A 22,117-nucleotide genomic window follows, 5' to 3' on the forward strand; every position below is an offset into this window, starting at 1 on the left:
TTGACGCGCTGCGCAACGCGCTCAAGGAGAACGAGCGCATCCGGCAGCGGCTCGGCGACGCCGAGGCGCGGGACCGGGAGCCGATCGCCATCGTCGGCATGGCCTGCCGCTACCCGGGCGACGCCGACAGCCCCGAAGCCCTGTGGCGGCTCGTGGCCGACGGCACCGACGCCATCTCCGGCCTCCCGGCGGACCGCGGCTGGAACCTCGACGAGCTCTACGACCCCGACCCCCGGAAGGTGGGCCGGACATACTCCCGGGGCGGCGGATTCCTGCGGAGGCCGGACCAGTTCGACCACGAGTTCTTCGCCATCCCCCCTCGGGAGGCGACCGTGATGGACCCGCATCAGCGGCTCCTCCTGGAGACCTCGTGGGAGGCCCTGGAACGAGCCGGGATCAGCGCCGACGCGGTACGCGGAAGCCAGACCGGCGTGTACGTCGGCGTCAGCTACCAGGACCACATCTCGCTGCGCACCGTGCCGGCGGCCTACGAGGGCTACGTGCTGACCGGCAACATCGCCAGCGTCGTCTCCGGACGGCTGTCCTACGCGTTCGGCCTCCAGGGGCCCGCGGTCACCGTGGACACGGCGTGCTCCTCCTCGCTGGTCGCGCTGCACCTGGCCGCCCAGGCGCTGCGCTCGCGGGAGTGCTCGCTCGCCCTGGTCGGCGGGGCGACGATCATGTCGGGCCCGGCCTCGCTCATCGAGTTCGCCCGGCAGCGCGGCATCGCCCCGGACGGCCGGTGCAAGGCATTCGGCGACGAGGCCGACGGCATGGGCTGGGGGGAAGGCGTCGGCGTGCTCGTGGTCGAGCGGCTCTCCGACGCCCGGCGCAACGGCCACCAGGTGCTCGCCCTCATGACCGGCTCCGCCCTCAACCAGGACGGCGCCTCCAACGGCCTCACCGCCCCGAACGGCGCGGCCCAGCGCCAGGTGATCCGGGCCGCGCTGGCCAACGCCGGTCTGTCCTCGACCGACATCGACGCGGTCGAGGCACACGGCACCGGCACCCGGCTGGGCGACCCGATCGAGGCCCGGGCCCTGCTGGACACCTACGGCCGGGAGCGGACGGCGGACACGCCGCTGTGGATCGGGTCGCTGAAGTCGAACATCGGCCACCCGCAGGCGGCGGCCGGCGTCGGCGGCGTGATCAAGATGGTCATGGCCATGCGCCACGGGGAGCTGCCCAGGACGCTGCACGCCCAGCGGCCGACCTCCCACGTCGACTGGTCGGCGGGCACGGTCCGGCTCCTCACCGACCAGCGGCGGTGGCCCGACCGGGGCCGTCCCCGGCGGGCCGCGGTGTCGTCGTTCGGGATCAGCGGCACCAACGCGCACGTCATCCTGGAGCAGGCCCCCGAAGGCCCGGCCGAGGCAGCGTCCGCGCCGCCGGGGGAGGCCCGCACCGGCCCGTGGCCGTTCGTGGTGACCGGCCGGGGCGCCGCCGGGCTGCGCGGTCAGGCCGAGGAACTGCGCTCCTTCGTCGAACGCCACCCGGAGCTGGAACCGGCCGACGTCGGACGGAGCCTGGTCACCACCCGCGCCGTGCTGGCCGACCGCGCCGTGGTGGTCGCCGAGGACAGGGCCGCCCTGCTGGCCGGTCTCGCCGCGCTGGCCGCCGGCACGGACAGCCCCGCGGTCCACGTCGACCGGGCGCGGGAGGGCCGACTGGCGTTCGTCTTCACCGGCCAGGGCGCCCAGCGCGCCGCGATGGGGCGAGAACTGGCGGCGCGGTACCCGGTGTTCGACGCGGCGCTGGACGAGGTCTGCGCGGTGGTCGACGGGCCGCTGGGCCGGTCGCTGCGCGAGCTGATGTGGGAGGGCGGTCCGCCGCTGGACCGCACCGAGTTCGCGCAGCCGGCGCTGTTCGCCTTCGAGACCGCGCTGTTCCGGCTCGTCCAGTCGTGGGGCGTCCGGCCCGAGTTCGTCGCCGGTCACTCGGTCGGCGAGATCAGCGCCGCGCACGCGGCCGGCGTGCTGTCCCTCGCCGACGCCGGCCGCATGGTCGTGGCGCGCGGCCGGCTGATGCAGGCGCTGCCCGAGGGCGGCGCCATGGTCGCGGTGAACGCCGCCCCGGATGCGGTGGCCCCGCTGGTCGCGGCGGCGGACGGGGTGTCCGTGGCCGCGGTGAACAGCCCCGAGTCGGTCGTGGTGTCCGGTGCGGAGGAACCGGTGGCGGAGGTCGTGGCCCAGTTGGCCGCGGCCGGGTACCGGACCCGTCGGCTCACCACCAGCCACGCGTTCCACTCGCCGCTGATGGACCCGGTGCTGGAGGACTTCCGGGCCGTCGTCGCCGGACTCGCCTTCGGCGCGCCCGACATCCCGGTGGTGTCCACCCTCACCGGCGCCCTGGCCGACGCGGCCACGCTCGGCGACCCCGGCTACTGGGTCCGGCAGGCACGCGAGCAGGTGCGCTTCGCCGACGGGGTGGCCACCCTGTACGAGCGGGGCGTCACCCGCTTCCTGGAGCTGGGACCGGACGCGGTGCTCTCGGCCATGGTCCGGGAGTGCCTGCCCGCCGACCGGCGGGTGACGGCGGTGGCCGCCTCCCGCCGTGACCGGCCCGAGGCCGTCGCCCTGCTCGACGCGGCCGGCCGCCTCTTCGCCGGCGGCGCCGAGGTGGGCTGGGCGGCGCTGTTCCCCGACGGGGGCCCGCGGGTCGACCTGCCGACCTACGCCTTCCAGCGGCACCGGCACTGGCTGCCGCGCGACGGCTCCGCAGCCCCGGCCCCCTCGGACGCGCCCTCGGCCGCCATGTCCGAACCGGGCACCGATGGTCGGGTCACGGACGTACTGGCCGTCGTGGACCAGCGTCGTGTCGTGAACGATCTGGTGCGGACCTCCGTCGCCCTGGTACTGGGCCTCGACTCGCCGGCCGAGGTCGACGTCGACGGCACCTTCCAGGACCTGGGCTTCAGCTCGCTCGCGGCGGTGGAGCTGCGGGACCGGCTGAACGCGGCGCTCGGTCTCGGGCTGGCCGGCACCGTGGCCTTCGACTACCCGACCCCCGCGGCCCTCGCGTCGTACCTGGTCGGGCGGGTGACCGAGGCGGCCGACGAGGAGCCCGGCGCGGCCGTGCCCCGTGCCCCGCTCGCCGACGACCCGATCGTCGTGGTGGGCATGGCCTGCCGCTACCCGGGCGGGGTCGCCTCGCCGGAGCAGTTGTGGGAGCTGGTGGACGGCGGCCGCGACGCGGTGTCGGGGCTGCCGACCGACCGGGGCTGGGACCTCGACACCTTGCTGCACCCGGATGCGACGCGTCAGGGCGCCACCCACGTGCGCGGCGGCGGCTTCCTCGACGACGTGGCCCAGTTCGACGCGCGGTTCTTCGGGATCTCGCCGCGCGAGGCGGCCTCGATGGACCCGCAGCAGCGGCTGTTGCTGGAACTGACCTGGGAAGCGCTGGAGCGGGCGGGGATCGACCCGAAGTCGATGCGGGGCAGCCGGACCGGCGTGTTCGCCGGCACCAGCGACCAGGACTACGCGGACCTGCTCCGCGGCAGCGCCGAACTGGCCGACGGCTACCTGCTCACCGGGACCTCCGCCGCGGTGCTCGCCGGGCGGGTCTCCTACCAGTTCGGCCTGGAGGGGCCGGCGTTGACCGTCGACACGGCCTGCTCGTCCTCGCTGGTGGCGATGCACCTGGCGGCGCAGGCGCTGCGGTCCGGGGAGTGCGGGCTGGCGCTGGCCGGCGGCGCCACCGTCATGGCGACCCCGGTCGACCTCCAGGAGTTCGACAAGCAGGGGCTGTCCGCCGACGGCCGCTGCAAGGCGTTCGGCGCGGGCGCCGACGGGACCGGATTCGCCGAGGGCGCCGGCCTGCTGGTACTGGAACGGCTCTCCGACGCCCGCCGGAACGGCCACTCGGTGCTGGCCGTGCTCCGCGGCTCGGCGATCAACCAGGACGGCGCCTCCAACGGCCTCACCGCGCCCAACGGCCTCGCCCAGCAGCGGGTCGTACGCCAGGCACTGGCCAACGCGGGGGTGCGCCCCGACGAGGTGGACGCGGTGGACGGGCACGGCACCGGCACGGTGCTCGGCGACCCGATCGAGATCAAGGCGCTGCAGGCCGTGTACGGGCGGGACCGCGGGGAGGGCGAACCGCTCTGGCTGGGCTCGCTCAAGTCCAACATCGGCCACTCCCAGGCAGCGGCCGGGGTCGGCAGCGTCATCAAGATGATCATGGCGATCCGGCACGGTCTGCTGCCGAAGACCCTGCACGTGGACCGGCCCTCGGAACACGTCGACTGGGAGAGCGGAACGGTCCGGCTGCTCGGCGACGCCCGGCCCTGGCCGACGACCGGGCGGCCCCGCCGGGCAGCGGTGTCCTCCTTCGGGGCGAGCGGCACCAACGCGCACGTCATCGTGGAGCAGGCTCCGGACACCGACACCGACACCGACACCGACACCGAACCCGAGGCCGGGCCGGCGGACCGGTCCCACCCGCCGCGGGTGCTGCCGCTGCTGCTCAGCGGCCGCGGCGAAGCCGCGCTGCGCGGCCAGGCCGCGCGGTTGCGCGAGCACCTTCTGACGCTCGGGGCCACCGGCCCGGCGGACCTGGCCGACGTGGCGTTCTCACTGGCCGGCACCCGCGCCTCGCTGGAGCACCGGGCCGTGGTGCTCGGCGCCGACCTCCCCGAACTCCTCTCCGGCCTGGACGACGTGGTGGCCGGCGTCACCCCGGTCGCCGGTCCCGTCGGCTCCGGCGACACCGATCCGGTGTTCGTGTTCCCGGGGCAGGGCGGCCAGTACGCCGGGATGGCCCTGCGGCTGTGGGACTCCTCGCCGGTCTTCGCCGCGTCCATGGCGGAGTGCGAGGCGGCGCTCGCGCCGTACGTGGACTGGCACGGCCGTACCCTGCGCGATCTGCTGGCAGGCGCGGACGGCACCGACGGCGCGGCGGACTCGGACGGCGCGGCGGGTGCGGACGGCGTGGGCGGCGTCGACACCGGTCACGCCGAGCAGGTCCAGCCGATGCTGTTCGCGGTCATGGTCTCGCTCGCCCGGCTGTGGATCTCCCAAGGGGTGGTGCCCTCCGCGATCATCGCGCACTCCGTGGGCGAGGTCGCGGCCGCGCACATCGCCGGCATCCTCACCCTCGCCGACGCGGCCCGGGTCCTGACCGCGCGGGCGCGCGTGTCCGGCCGGGTGACCGGCTACGCCACGCTCTGGGTCGGGCTGCCGGCCGACCAGGTGCGCGACCGGGTCGCCCATCTGACCGGCGTGCACGTCAGCGTGGTCAACGGCCCGCGATCAGTCGTCGTGACCGGCCCGCTCGACAGCATCGCCGCGCTGCGGGCCGAGTACGAGGCCGCCGGGGTCCGCGCGCGTCCCATCCCGATGGACTACCCGACGCACTCCCCGGACATGGCGGTGGTCGAGGACGAACTCCTCGCGCTCCTGACCGACATCCGCCCGGCCGCCGCCTCGGTGCCGTACTACTCCCCGACGCTCGCCCGCCGGGTGGAGGGCGACGAACTCGACGGCCGGTACTGGTTCACCAACCTCGTGCGGCCCGTACGGTTCCACGACACCTGTGCCGCGCTGCTGGCCGACGGGTACCGCGTGCTGCTGGAGGTGGCCCCGCACCCGCTGCTGGCCCCCGCGATCGAGGAGACCGCCGAGGAGGGCGGCGTCGAGGCGACCGTGCTGGCGACCCTCCGCCGCGGCGAGAGCGACCCGGAGATGTTCCTGCGCTCGACGGCCGCCGCGTGGCGGGCCGGGCTCACCGTGGACTGGTCCGCGGTCTTCGCCGGCAACGGGGCGCGGCGGGTCGATCTGCCGACCTACGCCTTCCAGCGGCAGCGCTACTGGCCGACCGTGGCGGCGTCCGCCCCCGCCGACCTGGCCGCCAGCGGCCTTGAACAGGTCGATCACCCGCTGCTCGGAGCGAAGGCGACCCTGGCCGGCGACGCCGGCTACCTGTTCACCAGCCGGCTCTCGCTCCACGCTCACCCGTGGCTCGCCGACCACGCGCTCTTCGACCGGCCGCTGCTGCCCGGTACGGCCTTCCTCGAACTGGCGGTCCGCGCGGCCGACGAGGCGGGCCTCGGCCGGCTGGAGGAGCTGGCCATCGAGGCGCCGCTGACCCTGCCGAACCGGCAGGACGTGCTGGTCCAGGTGCTCGTGGGGGCCCCCGACCACGACGGCCGCCGCACCGTCGAGGTCTACTCCCAGCCGACGCGGCCCGGCGAGGCCGTGGGCGCCTCGTGGACGCGGCACGCGCGGGGGAGCGCGGCGCCCGGCGACGATCCGGAGCCGGCGCCGTGGCCGGCGGACGCGACGTGGCCGCCGCCCGGGGCGACCGAACTGGACGTCGACGGTTCGTACCAGCGGCTCGGCGCGCTCGGCTACCACTACGGCCCCGCCTTCACCGGGCTGCGCCGGGCCTGGCGGATGGGCGACCAGGTCTTCGCCGAGGCGGAGCTGCCCGAGCGACTGGCGGCCGACGCGGCCCGTTTCGGCCTGCACCCGGCCCTGATGGACACCGGCCAGCACAGCCTGGCGATGGATCAGCTCGACGCGCGGGGCGCCGGCCCGGACAGCCCCGGCGTGCGCGCGCCGTTCCTGTGGTCCGGGGTGCGGCTGCTCGCCTCGGGCGCCGCGGCGCTGCGGCTCGTGTTCTCCCCGACGGGGCCGTCCTCGTGGTCGGTGGACGGGTTCGACACCGCCGGCCGCCCGGTGCTGAGGGTGGACTCACTGGTCGCCCGGGAGGTTTCCGCCGAGCAGTTGCGCGATGTCGACTCCCCGCACGGCGACGCGCTGTTCGAGCCCGGCTGGGTGCGGTGCGGACCGGCCGAGACCGGTTCGGTGGCGAGCGCCGAAGGGCCGATCGGCCGGCTGGCGCTGCCCGATCCGGCGCGGACCGCGCCGTCGGGCGACGAGCACGACGAGCACGACGAGCTCAACGAGCACGACGAGCTCAACGAGCACGACGAACACAACGAGCGCAGCGAGCACGACGAACGCGACGAGCACACGGCCGACGCGTGGTGCCACCCCGACCTGGCCGCGCTCGGCTCGGCGGTGGACGATGGCGCGCCCCTGCCCGAACTGGTGGTGCTCCGCGTCCCCGGCGGCCCGGCACCCGAGTCGACGGTCGACGCGGTGCACACCGCGGTGAACGGCACGCTGCGGGTGCTTCAGGACTGGCTCGGCGACGCCCGGTGGGAGCGGTCGCGGCTGGTCGTGGTGGTCGACGGCGGACTCGTGGGCGCGGCGGTCGCAGGTCTGGTGCGCTCCGCGCAGACGGAGAACCCCGAGCGGGTGGTTCTCGTCGAGCGGTCGTTCGCCGATCCGGAGCCGGCCGGGGCGTCGGCGGTGGAGGACCTGGCCCGCGCCGCGCTCGCGACGGGCGAGCCGGAGGTGTCGGTTCGCGATGGACAGTTGTGGTCGCCCCGCCTGAACAAGGTCGCCGCCGAAGCGCTCCCGGAGACCGCCGGGCCGGCGGCGGACGAGCCGGCCTCGATGTGGGGCACCGGGACCGTGCTGCTGACCGGGGCGTCCGGCGTACTGGGCGGGTTGGTGGCCGAGCACCTTGTGGCCGAGTGCGGGGTGCGGCGGCTGATGCTGGTGTCGCGGCGGGGCCCGGCCGCTCCCGGCGCCGACGAGTTGGTCGAGCGGCTGACCGGGGCGGGCGCCTCGGTGCGGATGGTCGCGTGCGACCTCGCCGTACGCCATGAGGTGCTGGACCTCGTCGGCTCGGTGCCGCCGGAGTTCCCGCTCAGCGCCGTGGTGCACTGCGCGGGTGTGCTCGACGACGGGACCGTGGGGTCGCTGACGCCCGACCGGGTCGACGCGGTGCTGCGGCCCAAGGTGGACGGCGCCTGGCACCTGCACGAGGCCACGCGGGACGCCGAGCTGTCGGCGTTCGTGCTGTTCTCCTCGGCCGCGGCGGCGTTCGGCGCCGCCGGTCAGGCGAACTACGCGGCGGCCAACGCGTTCTGCGACGAGCTGGCCGAGCACCGGCGGCGGCTCGGGCTGCCGGCGGTGTCGATCGCCTGGGGGTGGTGGGCCGAGGCCAGCGGGATGGGCAGCCACCTCGGCGCCCAGGACCGGGCCCGGATGGCCCGTACCGGCATCCGCCCGGTGGACAACGACTTCGGTCTCGCCCTGTTCGACGCGGCCGCCCGCCGCCAGGGCCGGGTCGTCGCCGCCCCGTTCGACCTCGCCGGCCTGTCCACCGCGGCCGCGGTCCCGGGGCTGCTGCGCGGGCTGGTGCGCCGCCCGGCGCGGCGGATCGTCGAACCTCACCCGGCCGGCGGGGCCGGAGCTCGCGAGGGCCTGGCGGCACTGGAGCCGGCCGAGCGCGACCAGGCCGTCGCCGAGCTGGTGCGCGTCCACGCCGCGGCCGTGCTCGGGCACACCTCGGAGAACGCCGTCGACGACCGGCAGCCCTTCACCGCTCTGGGGTTCGACTCCCTGACCGCTGTGGAGCTGCGCAACCGGCTCAACACGGCCACCGGGCTGCGGCTGCCGGCCACACTGATCTTCGACTACCCCTCGCCGGCCGCCCTGATCGAGTTCGTGCGGGGCGAGATCGGCGGCGACGCGCCCGCCCCGGCCCGGCCGGCCGCCGGCGCTACCGAGGCCGCGACCTCGGCCGGGACAGGAGACGACCCGATCGCGATCGTGGGCATGGCCTGCCGCTTCCCGGGCGGGGTGAGTTCGCCCGACGAGCTCTGGGACCTCGTCGCCGAAGGGCGGGACGTCATCGGCCCCTTCCCCACCGACCGGGGCTGGAACCTGGACGGGCTCTACCACCCGGACCCCGACCACCCCGGGACCACCTACACCCGTGAGGGCGGCTTCCTGCACGACGCCGACCAGTTCGACCCCGAGTTCTTCGGCATCTCGCCGCGCGAGGCCATCACGATCGACCCGCAGCAGCGGCTGCTGCTGGAAACGGCCTGGGAGTCCCTGGAGAACGCGGGCATCGATCCCGCCTCGCTGCGCGGCGGCCCGACCGGCGTGTTCGTCGGGCTGATGTACCACGACTACGGCTCGCGCCTGCACACCAAGCCCGAGGAGCTGGAGGGCTACCTGGGCAACGGCAGCGCCGGCAGCATCGCGTCGGGCCGGGTCGCCTACGAGTTCGGCTTCGAGGGCCCCGCCGTGACGGTGGACACGGCGTGCTCGTCATCGCTGGTCAGCATGCACCTGGCGGCGCAGACGCTGCGGTCGGGGGAGTGCTCGCTCGCGCTGGCCGGCGGCGTGACGGTGATGGCCACGCCCGACCTGTACGTGGAGTACAGCCGGCTGCGCGCGAACGCCGCGGACGGCCGGTGCCGGGCGTACGGCGCGGACGCGGACGGCACCGGCTGGTCCGAGGGCGCGGGCCTGGTGGTGCTGGAGCGGCTGTCCGACGCTCGGCGCAACGGCCACCAGGTGCTGGCGCTGCTGGCCGGTTCGGCGCTGAACCAGGACGGCGCGTCGAACGGGCTGACGGCCCCCAACGGCCCGTCCCAGCAGCGGGTGATCCGCCAGGCCCTGGCCAGCGCCGGGCTGTCCGCCGCCGACGTGGACGTCGTCGAGGGACACGGCACGGGGACCCGGCTGGGCGATCCGATCGAGGCCCAGGCGCTGCTGGCCACCTACGGCAGCGAGCACACCGAGGACGCGCCGCTCTGGCTGGGGTCGATCAAGTCGAACATCGGCCACACGCAGGCGGCGGCGGGCATCGCCGGCACCATCAAGATGATCATGGCGATGCGGCACGGGATCATGCCCAAGTCCCTGTTCGCACAGACCCCGTCGCCGCAGGTCGACTGGGAGTCGGGCGCGGTCGCGCTGCTCGACCGGGCGCGGGAGTGGCCCGATCGCGGCCGGCCCCGCCGGGTGGGGGTGTCCTCCTTCGGCGTCAGCGGGACCAACGCCCACATCATCCTGGAACAGCCCCCGGCCGAGTCCACCGCTCCGGCCCCCGCCCCGGCCACGACCCCCGCGGCGACGCTGCCGGTGTGGCCGCTCGTACTGTCGGCCCGCGGGCCCGCGGCCCTGCGGGGCCAGGCGGACCGGCTGTGCTCCTCCCTGCGCGACCGTCCCGACGCGGCGTTGGCGGACATCGCCTACTCCCTGGTGACCGACCGGGCCCGCCACGATCACCGGGCGGTCCTGCTCGCCGCCGACCGCGCGCAGGCCCTGGAACGGCTGGCGGAGTACGCGCACGGGGGCGACGGAACCGGAGTCGTCGCCGATGCGGCCCGGCGGGGCCCGCTGGCGATGGTGTTCACCGGCCAGGGCGCGCAGCACCCCGGCATGGGCTCGGAACTGCACCGGCGCTTCCCGGTCTTCGCGGCCGCGTTCGACCAGGCGTGCGGCCAGTTGGATCCCGCCGTCCGGGAGGCCGTCCTCGGCGACGGGGGCGATCGGCTCGACGCCACGGAGGTCGCCCAGCCGGCGCTCTTCGCGGTCGAGGTCGCGCTGTTCCGGCTGTTCGAGTCCTGGGGTGTCCGGCCGGACGTCCTCACCGGCCATTCGGTGGGCGAGATCGCGGCCGCGCACGTCGCCGGCGTGCTGTCGCTGCCGGACGCGTGCCGGCTGGTGGCGGAGCGGGGCCGGCTGATGGCGCGGCTCGGCCCGGGTGGTGTGATGGTCTCGGTGACCGCGGGCGAGCAGGCGGTCGCACCGCTGGTCGCGCGGTACGCCGAAGAGGTGTCGATCGCGGCGGTCAACACCCCCGGTTCCGTGGTGCTCTCGGGGACCGAGGCGGCCGTCGCGGAGATCGTGCGGCGCCTGACCGAGGACGGATACCGCACGAAGCGGCTCGCCGTCAGCCACGCGTTCCATTCGCCGCTCATGGACCCGATGCTCGACGAGTTCCGCGCCCTGGTCCACGGCCTGGCATTCCAGCCGCCGCGCATCGCGATGGCGGGCGGCGAGCAGGTGACGGACCCGGAGTACTGGGTGCGGCACGTGCGGGACACGGTGCGGTTCGCCGACACGGTGGCCGAACTGCACGGCGCCGGCGTCACCCGGTTCCTGGAGATCGGCCCCGACGCCCCGTTGACCGGCGCGATCCGCGACTGTCTCGCGGAGACGGACGCCGTCGCGGTCCCCGGCCTGCGCCGGCACCGCGACGAAGCCGACACGGCGCTCACCGCGCTCGGCACCTTGTTCGCCGCCGGAGTGGACGTCGACTGGCCCGCCCTGTTCGACGGCACCGGAGCCCGGCACACCCCGCTCCCCACGTACGCGTTCCAGCACCAGCGGTACTGGCTCGACAACCCCGAGCCGCCGGCCGGTCTCGCCGCGGTCGGCCTCGACCCGCTCGACCATCCGCTGCTGCTGGCCGGCGTGGAGGTCGCCGGCGGCGAGTCCGTGCTGCTGACCGGCCGGCTGGCGCCGCGGACCCAGCCCTGGCTGGCCGAGCACGTGCTGTTCGAGCAGGCCCTGCTCCCCGGCACCGCCTTCGTCGACGTGGCGCTGCGGGCGGCCGAGCAGGTCGGCTGCACCGTGCTCGACGAGCTGACGATCGAGTCGCCCCTGCTGATCGCCCCGGCGGGCTCGGTCGCGCTGCAGATTCTGGTGGAAGCGGCCGACGAGGGGGGCCACCGGAAGATCACGATCTCCGCCCGCCCCGACGGCGACGCCGACGACACCCCCTGGACCCGGCACGCCACCGGAACCGTGTCCGGCACGGGGAGCCTGCCGGACCCCGATCCGCTCACCGAATGGCCGCCGCGGGGAGCCGACGCCGTCGATGTCGCCGGCGCGTACGAACTGTTCGCCGAGGCGGGCCACGACTACGGGCCGACGTTCCAGGGGCTGGTGGCCTGCTGGCGGCGCGGGGCCGAGCTCTACGCCGAGGTGGCGCTGCCGCCGAACGGGACCGACGTCGAGCGCTACGGCGTGCACCCGGCGCTGCTGGACGCCGGTCTGCACGGCGGCGTGCTCCGGGCCCTCACCTCCGAGTCCCCTCAGGGCCTGGTGCCGTTCTCCTGGGCCGGAGCGCGGCTGTTCGCCTCGGGCGCCACCGCGCTGCGCGTCCGGGTCCGGCCGGTGGCCGCCGACACGGTCGCCCTGGACGCCTTCGACGAGACCGGCGCCCCCGTCTTCAGCGTGGCGGCGCTGTCCTCCCGCTCGGTCTCCGCCGACCAGCTCCGCGCCGCCGCGTCCCGCGACGACTCGCTGTTCGAGACCGAGTGGGTCGAGTGCGGCCGGGTCGACGACAGCGCGCCCCACCCCGAGGCCACCGTGCTGGCCGGCCCGCTCGCACTCGCGGAGCTGATATCCGGGCGGGACGCGGCGGCCGAGGTACCGGCCCTCGTGGCGGTGTCCGTACCGGGGGAACCGGGGGAGGAGACCGCCGTCGCCGCCGACGTCCACGCGGCGGTGAACGGCGTGCTGCGCTCGGTGCAGACGTGGCTGGCCGATCCCGCCTGGGAGTCCTCCCGGCTGGCGGTGGTGACGACCGACAGCCTGACCGGCGCGGCCGTACGGGGCCTGCTGCGCTCGGCGCAGTCGGAGAACCCCGACCGCATCGTCCTCGTCGAGGGCGGCGCCGACGCGATCACCACCGCGGCGCTGCACGCGGCCGTGGCATCGGGCGAGCCGGAGGTCTCGGTGCGCGACGGCGCGCTCCGGGCCCCGCGGCTGGCCCGCCTGGGGGCCGTCGACACCGCGCGGGCCACCGCGTGGTCGGCCGGCACCGTACTGATCACCGGCGCCTCGGGCGCCCTCGCCGGGCACGCGGCCCGCTACCTCGTCACCGACCACCACGTGCGGCATGTGGTGCTGGCCTCCCGTCAGGGCGACACCTCGCCCCGGACCGTCCGACTCGCCGCCGAACTGGCGGAACTCGGCGCCGCGGTACGCGTCGTGGCCTGCGATGTCGCCGACGGCGATCAGGTCGCGGCCCTGGTGCGTTCGGTGGAGCCGGAGTTCCCGCTCACCGCGGTGGTGCACTGTGCCGGAGTCCTGGACGACGGCGTGTTCGGCTCCCTGACCGCCGAACGGGTCGACGCGGTGCTGGCCCCCAAGGTCGACGGCGCCTGGCACCTGCACGAACAGACCCGGGAGCTGGACCTCTCCGCGTTCGTGCTGTTCTCGTCCTCCGCCACGGCCTTCGGAGCCCCGGGCCAGGCCAACTACGCCGCCGCCAACGCCTTCCTCGACGCGCTGGCCGTCGAGCGGCACCGGCAGGGCCTCCCCGCGGTCGCCATCAGTTGGGGCTGGTGGGGCGAGGACAGCGGCATGGCCGAGAACCTCAGCGAGACCGACGTGGCCCGCATGGGGCGCGGCGGGATGCTGCCGATGCCCACCGCCCAGGGCCTTGAGCTGCTGGCCGCGGCGGCCGACGCGGCTCGCCCCAACGTGCTGGCCGCCCGCCTCGACCTGGCCGCCGTACGTACGTCCGGCACGGTGCCCGCCCTGCTGCGGGGCCTGGTGCGGCGTCCGGCCCGGCGCGCGGCGGCATCGCCGGCGGCGGGACCGGAGGCGGTACGAGCGGCCGGTTCCTCCGTGGCCGACCAGGTGAAGGCCATCGGCGAACTGGTACGCGAGCAGGTCGCCGCAGTGCTCGGCCACCCGAGCGGCGCCTCGGTCGACATGACCCGCGCCTTCCACGAGGTCGGGTTCGACTCGCTCACCGCGGTCGAACTGCGCAACCGGCTCAACACGGCCACCGGGCTGCGGCTGCCGGCGACGCTGGTGTTCGACCACCCCACCCCCGAGGCGCTGGCCGCGTTCCTCCGGTCCGAGCTGGTGGGCGAGGAGACCGACACTTCCGCCACCGCCGGCACCGCCGACGCCACTCCGGCCGGGCCCGTCGCCGCGACCGGCGACGACCCGATCGTGATCGTCGGTATGGCCTGCCGGTACCCGGGCGGCGTGGACTCGCCGGACGAGCTGTGGAGGCTGGTCGCCGAGGGCCGCGACGGGATCACCGGCTTCCCCGCCGACCGCGGCTGGGACCTGTCCGGCCTCTACGACCCGGACCCCGACCACGCCGGCACGACGTACGCCCAGGGGGGCGGGTTCCTCGACCGCCTGGCCGAGTTCGACTCCGACTTCTTCGGCATCTCCCCGCGCGAGGCCATCGCCATCGACCCGCAGCAGCGGCTGCTGCTGGAGACGGCCTGGGAGTCGTTCGAGAACGCCGGCATCGTCCCCTCCGTCCTGCGCGGCGGCCCGGTCGGGGTGTTCGTGGGAGCGAACGGGAGCGACTACCCCGCCCTGCTGGACCGCGACTCCGGGGACTTCGGCGGCCGGGTGCTGACCGGCAACGCGGCCAGCATCATCTCCGGCCGGCTGTCCTACGAGTTCGGATTCGAGGGGCCCTCCGTCTCCATCGACACGGCGTGCTCGTCCTCGCTCGTGGCCCTGCACCTGGCGGCCCAGGCGCTGCGCTCCGGCGAGTGCTCGCTGGCGCTGGCCGGCGGGGTCGCCACGATGGCCACCCCCGCCATGTTCGTGGAGATGGCGCGGCAGCGGGGCCTGTCCCCGGACGGCCGGTGCCGGGCCTTCGGGGACGGAGCGGACGGCACCGGCTGGGCCGAGGGCGTGGGCCTGCTCGTACTGGAGCGGCTCTCCGAGGCCCGCCGCAACCACCATCGCGTCCTGGCCGTCCTGGCCGGCTCGGCGGTCAACCAGGACGGTGCCTCGAACGGCCTCACCGCGCCCAGCGGCCCGTCGCAGCAACGGGTCATCCGCGCCGCGCTGGCCAACGCCGGCCTGTCGGCGCGCGAGGTCGACGCGGTGGAGGGACACGGCACCGGGACCCGGCTCGGCGACCCCATCGAGGCGCAGGCCCTGCTGGCCGCCTACGGACGCGAGCGCGAGCCCGGCGCCCCGCTGTGGCTCGGTTCGATCAAATCGAACATCGGGCATGCGCAGGCCGCCGCCGGCGCCGCCGGAGCCATCAAGATGATCATGGCGATGCGGCACGGCCTGCTGCCCCCGACGCTCCACGCCGAGACCCCGACCCCCGAGGTCGACTGGTCCTCCGGCGGGGTGGCACTCCTGGACCAGGCCCGTGACTGGCCCGAACAGGGGCATCCGCGACGGGCGGGCGTGTCCGCGTTCAGCCTCAGCGGAACCAACGCGCACATCATCCTGGAACAACCGCCCGCGGACCTCCCCGCGCCGCCGACGGCACCGGCCCCGGACGAGCGCTCCGCGAACGGGCGGGTGCGGCCGGTGGTGCTGTCGGCCCGGGGGCCGGCGGCCCTGCGCGCCCAGGCGGCGCGCCTCCACGCCCACATGACCGACCGGCCCGACCTGACGGCGGCCGACATCGCGCGGGCACTGGTGACCGACCGCGCGACGCACGACCACCGGGCGGTGGTGCTCGCCGCCGACCGCGAGCAACTGCGCGAGCGACTGGCGGCCTTCGCAGCCGGCACTGCCGGCACTGACGGCACTGCCGGCACCGCCACGCCCGGCGCCGAAGCCACCGGCGTGGCCGGCGGCGGCGGTCTGGCCGTCGTCTTCACCGGTCAGGGTTCGCAGCGGGTGGGGATGGGCCTCGAACTCCACCGTGATTTCCCGGTGTTCGCGGCGGCGTTCGACGAGGTGTCATGATGTCCGTCGACGCCGGTGAGGACGTGGTGGCACCGCTGGTGGCCGAGGAGGGCCCCGGCGTATCGATCGCCGCGGTCAACACCCCGGAGTCGGTGGTCGTCTCCGGCGCCGAACTCGCCGTCGCCGAGGCCGGACAACGCCTCCGCGACGCCGGCTATCGCACGAAGCGACTGGCCGTCAGCCACGCCTTCCACTCCCCGCTCATGGACCCCATGCTCGCGGACTTCCGGGCCGCGCTCGACGGCCTGGATTTCCAGCCACCGCGCATACCGATGACCAGCGGCGACGTGGCCACCCCCGAGTACTGGGTCCAGCACGTCCGCGACACGGTGCGGTTCGCCGACACGGTGTCCGGACTCCGGGCCGGCGGGGCGACCCGCTTCCTGGAGCTGGGGCCCGACGCGACCCTGACGGGCCTGATCCGCGCGTGCGTGACCGGTGACGAGGTCGTCGCCGTGCCCGGCCTCCGGCGCGGCCGGCCCGAGAGCGAATCCGTGCTCGCCGCACTGGGCACCCTGTTCGCCGCCGGGGTCGAGGTCGACTGGCCGGCCCTGTTCCCCGCGGCCGGCGCGGGACAGACACCGCTGCCGACGTACGCCTTCCACCGCACGCGCTACTGGCCGGACACGCCGAAGACACCGGCCCCGACGACAGCGGACCCGGACGCCGTGGACAGCCGCTTCTGGGGGCTGGTCGAACAGGGCGACCTCGACGCGCTGAGCGCCGAGCTGGACACCGAGGAACGGGACGGCCTCGGCGCCGTACTGCCCGCACTCACCCGGTGGCGCCTCGGCCGCCGCGAGAGGACGGCGCTGGACAGCCGGCGGTACCGATTGAGCTGGCGGTCCGTACCGACCCGGCCGGATACCACGCTCACCGGCACCTGGCTGCTGGCGGTGCCCGCCGGCCACCGCGACGACGCCTGGGTCGCGGCGATCGCAGCGGCCATGACCGCCGCCGGGGCCGAGGTCCGTGTTCTGGAGGTCGGCGAGCAGCAGCTCGACCGGGCCGCGCTGGCGACCCGGCTCGACGAGCCGCCGCTCGCCGGGGTGGTGTCGCTGCTGGCGCTGGAGGGGTCCCGCGTCCCGGACCACCCGGGCGTGCCGGCCGGCCTGGCCGCCACGGTGGGCCTGATCCAGGCGCTGGAGGACCGCGGGATCGACGCGCCCCTGTGGTGTCTCACCCAGGGCGCGGTGGACGTCGTCCCCGGCGACGGCCTCGACCATCCCGGCCAGGCCCTGCTGTGGGGCTTCGGACGGACCCTCGCGCTGGAGCGCCCCGACCGCTGGGGCGGCCTGGTCGACCTGCCGGCCACGCCCGACGACGCCTCTACGGCCGGGCTGATGCGCCTGCTGGGCGACGGCGGCACGGGGGAGCAGGCAGCGCTGCGGGACGGCGCCGTGCTGGGCGGCCGGCTGGTCCGCGCCGACCCGGACCAGGCGCCGCGCCGCAACTGGCGGCCGTCGGGCAGCGTGCTGGTCACCGGCGGCCTCACCGGCCTTGGCGCCCGTACCGCGCGCTGGCTGGCCGAGCAGGGCGCGCCCCACCTCGTCCTCACCTCCCGCCGGGGCCGTGAAGCGCCGGGCGCCGTCGAGCTCGAAGCCGACCTCACCGCGCTCGGGGCCTCGGTGACCATCGCCGCCTGCGACATCGCCGACCGGGGCCAGGTGAAGGACGTGCTCGCGAGCCTGCCCCACGACCTGCCGCTGACCGCCGTGTTCCACAGCGCGGGGGTGGCCAACGACGGCGTCGTCACCGAACTGACCCTCGACAGGCTGAACAACGTGCTGCGGCCCAAGGTGGAGGGGGCGTGGAACCTCCACGAGCTGACCCAGGACCTGGACCTCTCGGCCTTCGTGCTGTTCTCCTCGGCCGCCGGCCTCATCGGCTCACCCGGCCAGTCGCACTACGCGGCGGGGAACGCCTTCCTCGACGCCCTGGCCCACCACCGGCGGGCGCGCGGCCTGCCGGCCACGACGATCGGCTGGGGCCTTCTGGCCGGCGGGGGCATGGCCGACGACACCGGAGCGACCGAACGGGCGAGCCGCCGGGGGCTGCACGCGATGGATCCCGGCCAGTCGCTGGCCGGACTGCGGCGGGCACTGGACGACGACGAGACCTACATCGCCATGACGCACGTCGACTGGGCCCGATTCATCACGGCGACCGCGGGCACCGTCAAGTGCACGGTCATCAGCGACCTGCCCGAATACCGGGCGGCGTTCCCGGCGGCCGCCGCGGGGCACCGGCTCGCCGAGCCGAACGGCGGGGCCCGGCCCTGGGCGCGGCTGGACGCCCTGGACGGCGACGAACGTGACGCCGTGCTGCTGGAGTTGGTGCGAGAGCAGGTGGCCGACGCGCTCGGGCACACCTCGACCGAGGCCCTGCCGCCGACCAAGGCGTTCGTCGAGCTGGGTTTCGACTCCCTCGCCGCGGTCGAGCTGCGCAACCGGCTCGTCGCGGCGACCGGGCTGACGCTGCCGGCGACGCTCACCTATGACCACCCGACCGCGCTGGCGCTCCGCGACCACCTGCGGACGGCGATGTTCGGCGCGGACGCCGACCCGGCCGACTCCGCGCTGGCCGAGCTCGACCGGCTGGAGGACATGCTCTCGGCGGTGGCGGCGGACGACGGCATCGACGAGGCGGCCAAGAACCAGGTGCTGCGGCGAGTCCAGAAGCTGGCCGCCGCGCTCGCCGGCCAAGGCGGCCAATCCGAGCAGAGCCGGCTCATCGAGAACGCCGACGACAACGAACTGTTCGACTTCATCAACCGAGAATTGGGCGGACCCGGCCAGTGAACCGACACCTCATGACCGACCCCACGAAGCCCCGCGCCCCCGGCCCCGAGACAGCCGAGGCCGACCTGTTGAGCTGGGACTTCATCCAGGACCCCTACCTGACCTACCAGGAGATGCGCGCCGGTACGGGGCCCCGGCGGCTCGTCATCAAGACCTTGAGCACCGGCCTGCGTTCCTGGCTGGTCACCGAGTACAGCGACGTACGCCGGCTGCTGGCCGACCCCAGGCTCTCGAAGGCGGCCGGGGGCGCCGCGCCGATCATCGCCGAGCACAGCACGGAGGACGTCTCCGGCGCGTCGATCACGTCGGAGAGCATGCTGTTCAGCGATCCGCCGCAACACTCGCGGCTGCGCCGGATGTTCAGCAGGGCGTTCACGATGCGCCGGACACTGAACCTGCGGCCGCGCATCGAGGAACTCACCGACGAACTGCTCGACTCGATCCCGCCGGGGGCCGAGGTCGACCTGGTGGAGTCCGTGGCGATGGCCATCCCCATCGCGGTGATCGGCGAATTGCTCGGCGTACCCCGCGCCGCCCACCACGATCTGCGCCGGTGGAACCGCGCGCTCACCAGCGTCGAATCCGAGCCGGCGGAGAAGTATCGGGCCTATATGGCGTCGCTCGAATACTTCCGGACCCTGGTCGCCCAGAAAGCGAGCCGTCATGACGGCGCGGACGACCTGATCAACGCGATGATCGACCCGGACAACGAGGAGCGGTTCGAGGAGTCCGAGCTGCTTTCCACCATCTTCCTGATGATGAACGCCGGATACGAGACCACCGCCAACCTGATCAGCAGTTCGGTGTACGCTCTCCTGAAGCACCCCGAACAGTTGGAGCAGTTGCGCGGGGACGCCGCCCTCATACCGAACGCAGTGGAAGAATTCCTGCGGTATGAAAGCCCGTTGAACCTTTCCACCTTGCGCTACACCACCGAACCGGTGGAGGTCGGCGATACGGTCATCCCGGCCGGCGAGGTGGTGTTCCTGGCGCTGTCCTCGGCGAATCGGGATCCGAATCGGTTCGCGGACCCGGACCGGCTGGACATTCACCGCAATGCCGCTACGCACCTGGCCTTCGGGCACGGCATCCATCACTGCGTCGGCGCGCCGCTCGCACGGCTGGAGGGCGAAATCGTGCTGGCCCGGCTGCTGGACAGGTTCCCCCGCTGGGAGGCGGCCGAGCCGCTGGAACGACTCACCTGGCGATACACCCTGCAGTTCCGCGGCCTGGAGCGGCTGCCGGTCAGATTGCACGCATGACCCATGAACACGGTTAACGACGAGAATGGAGCGGACCCATGTCAGCAGAAGTGATCGACCGATTCTTCCAGAGCTCGGGTGCCGGCGACATCGAGACCGCCGTCGAATGTTTCGCCGACGACGGGCAGTGGATCACGCCCGACGGAGACGGACTCGGGACGGTCCACACCAAGAATCAGATCGGCGAGCTGATCACCAGTATGAACGCGATGCGCGAAAAGATGATCGCCTCCGGGGTCGACGGGAAATTCGAGCCGCCCATCATGGTCGACGAGAACATGGGGCTGGTGCGGTGGACCGTGGAGACCGATGACGGAAAGGTGGTCAATCGCGGCGTCGACCTCTTCATCCTGCGCGACGGGAAGATCGTGCTCAAAGACGTCTACCGCAAGGCCTGAAACTCTCCGACGCATCCCTGATGCGGCCTTGCCGCTCCCCGAGAATCGCTGAAACTCTCCATCAAGAAGGGGTAGAAACATGCTCAACAGCTATGAGGAACTGGTCGAGACGACGGTCAGCGCCACCACCGACATCGAGGACTTCGAGAACATCCAGGTCGGCCAGGGCGGTGTGTACGAGCACGCCCTGTTCACCAAGTCCGGTGAGAAGGTGGCCACCACCTCGGGCGGCTACAAGATTCTCTACCAGCGGGAATCCGACCAGCAGTTCATGGCGTACCTGACCAACGAGGTCGTCTTCGAGGACGGGTCCGGAACGATCCGGGTCGCCGGCTGGATCGACCTCGGGTCGCTCCTGTCCGGGGACTGGGCCTACTACCCGAGTGTGGGCACCAGCGGCCGGTACCTCGGCCAGACGGGATTCATGGCCTGGCGCCCGTACGACCTCGGCAAGGTGGAAGGCGCCGACGTGAAACTGATCATGTTTGCCGCCGCCGAGTGAACGGCTCGCGGTGACGTGATGGGGCGAGGAAACTCAAGTTCAGGATTCAGGGCATTCCGCCGCGGATTGGCACCTGTGTTCTCCGACGTGGAGGTAGCGAATTGAGCCGGGTCGCCGGGAAAGTCGCGCTGGTCACTGGCGCCGCGCGTGGCATGGGGCGTTCGCACGCGGTGCGGCTCGCCCAGGAGGGGGCGGACATCGTGGCCGTCGACCTGTGCGCGGACCTCGACAGCACGCCGTACCCAGGGGCGAACAGCCAGGACCTCACCTCGACGACGAAGCTGGTCGAACAGACGGGCCGGCGAATCCTTGCCCGCCGGGCGGATACCCGCGACTTCAAGGAATTGCAGAATGTCGTCGACGAGGCGATAGCCGAGTTCGGCCATATCGACGTCGTGTGCGCGAATGCCGGCATGTCCAGCTTCGGGTTCTCATGGGAACTCTCCGAGGAAGCCTGGCAAGAAATCATCGACGTCAATCTGACGGGATCGTGGAAAACCGTCAAAGCGGTGATTCCCCATATGATCGAGCGGAATGAAGGCGGCTCGCTGGTCTTCATCAGCTCGACGGCGGGGCTGATCGGCGTGCCGACCATGTCGCACTACACCGCGTCCAAGCACGGCGTGGTCGGGCTGATGCGTGCCCTGGCCGTGGAGCTGGCACCGCACAACATCCGCGTGAATTCGGTCAACCCGGGAAATGTCGACACGCCGATGGTCAACAACGCTCCGATGCGAAAGCTCTTCCTGCCCGAAGTCTCCGACCCGACACCGGAGGCGGCGAACGATGTGATGCGAGAGATGAGCGCGTTGCCCGTCGGCTGGCTGGACTCGCAAGGGGTCAGCGAGGCCGTGCTCTATCTGGCGTCGGACGCGGCGCGTCACGTCACGGGAATCACCCTTCCCGTGGACGCCGGAATGTCGCTCCCCAACAAAATTCGATAGGAGCCGGCCGGTCCACGAATAAGACGCCGCTCATCGAACAACCGAAACAACCGAAACAACTCAAACCCTGTCAGCGTCCCCAGGCGTGAACAATTTTTCCGGAGGCTTCTCGTGACGACGGAGAGTGCATTCTCTCTCATGGTCGATCGGCTCGATATCATTGAGTTGACGGCCAAGTACGCTTATCGGCTCGATACTCGCCAGTTCGATTCCTTGATGGAGCTGTGGAGCGACGCCGACCCGGTTTTCGACGAAGAAGCCTTCGGGCTGGGGAAGTTCACGGGGAAGGACGCGATCCGGCGGCACTTCGAAGCCGACATCTACGGGCAGATGGAGAATCTCTGCCACCTGACGGCCAACCACGTCGTCGACGAGATCCTCGAATCCCGAGCATCCGGCAACTGCCATGTCTTCGCCCAGGGGGACGTGCGGGCCGGCGGGATCTCCCGGGCCACCGCGTACTACAAGGATCAATACGTTCGCGAGGACGGGGTCTGGAAGTTCTCCAGCCGCAAGGTGATCCCGTTGACGAGGCCGGAAGTCGGAACCTTCGAATTCCCGGCAGGGCAGAGCCCATTCAGTCAGTAGGCCGGACCACTCAGTAGACCGGCCGGCACTGACCACGCGGCCGTGCACCGACTGCTTCGGATCCCATCCTGAGCGATCAGCAGTGGTGCCGGCCGCGTGGC

At 73.4% G+C, this 22,117-nt stretch carries 7 protein-coding genes; all 7 read left to right on the forward strand.

Features of this window, described 5'->3' with window-relative positions; genetic code table 11:
- Positions 1–8 precede the first annotated feature (8 nt).
- The 7 genes from IF55_RS02440 (at position 9) to IF55_RS02465 (ending at position 22,016) form a co-directional block, all read left to right on the forward strand.
- Complete coding sequence (locus tag IF55_RS02440; protein WP_425428511.1) at positions 9–15,521, forward strand: type I polyketide synthase; 15,513 nt, start codon at positions 9–11, stop codon at positions 15,519–15,521.
- The gene (locus IF55_RS40300) at positions 15,518–18,322 is read left to right on the forward strand and encodes an SDR family NAD(P)-dependent oxidoreductase (RefSeq protein WP_245661023.1); all 2,805 of its coding nucleotides are present in this window, start codon (positions 15,518–15,520) and stop codon (positions 18,320–18,322) included. Before IF55_RS02440 ends, IF55_RS40300 begins: the two co-directional genes overlap by 4 nt.
- A gap of 11 nt (positions 18,323–18,333) precedes the next feature.
- Complete coding sequence (locus tag IF55_RS02445) at positions 18,334–19,584, forward strand: cytochrome P450 family protein (RefSeq protein WP_037964384.1); 1,251 nt, start codon at positions 18,334–18,336, stop codon at positions 19,582–19,584.
- A gap of 38 nt (positions 19,585–19,622) precedes the next feature.
- Complete coding sequence (locus tag IF55_RS02450; protein ID WP_030882071.1) at positions 19,623–19,982, forward strand: nuclear transport factor 2 family protein; 360 nt, start codon at positions 19,623–19,625, stop codon at positions 19,980–19,982.
- A gap of 79 nt (positions 19,983–20,061) precedes the next feature.
- Positions 20,062–20,484: an allene oxide cyclase barrel-like domain-containing protein gene (locus tag IF55_RS02455; protein WP_030882074.1), complete on the forward strand. Its 423-nt coding sequence runs from the start codon at positions 20,062–20,064 to the stop codon at positions 20,482–20,484.
- A gap of 101 nt (positions 20,485–20,585) precedes the next feature.
- Positions 20,586–21,428, forward strand: a complete 843-nt coding sequence (locus tag IF55_RS02460) for a mycofactocin-coupled SDR family oxidoreductase (protein WP_030882077.1) — start codon at positions 20,586–20,588, stop codon at positions 21,426–21,428.
- A gap of 138 nt (positions 21,429–21,566) precedes the next feature.
- On the forward strand, positions 21,567–22,016 hold the full coding sequence (locus IF55_RS02465; protein WP_030882078.1) for a nuclear transport factor 2 family protein: 450 nt from the start codon (positions 21,567–21,569) through the stop codon (positions 22,014–22,016).
- The last annotated feature ends 101 nt before the right edge of the window (positions 22,017–22,117 follow it).

This window comes from Streptomyces varsoviensis (assembly GCF_000718635.1).
Classification (GTDB): domain Bacteria; phylum Actinomycetota; class Actinomycetes; order Streptomycetales; family Streptomycetaceae; genus Streptomyces; species Streptomyces varsoviensis.

Bases quoted from the DNA above. Each gene is read 5' to 3' on its own strand.
- IF55_RS02465 (WP_030882078.1), top strand. From the start codon at position 21,567: ATGGTCGATCGGCTCGATATCATTGAGTTGACGGCCAAGTACGCTTAT.
- IF55_RS02450 (WP_030882071.1), top strand. From the start codon at position 19,623: ATGTCAGCAGAAGTGATCGACCGATTCTTCCAGAGCTCGGGTGCCGGC.
- IF55_RS40300 (WP_245661023.1), top strand. From the start codon at position 15,518: ATGATGTCCGTCGACGCCGGTGAGGACGTGGTGGCACCGCTGGTGGCC.
- IF55_RS02445 (WP_037964384.1), top strand. From the start codon at position 18,334: ATGACCGACCCCACGAAGCCCCGCGCCCCCGGCCCCGAGACAGCCGAG.
- IF55_RS02455 (WP_030882074.1), top strand. From the start codon at position 20,062: ATGCTCAACAGCTATGAGGAACTGGTCGAGACGACGGTCAGCGCCACC.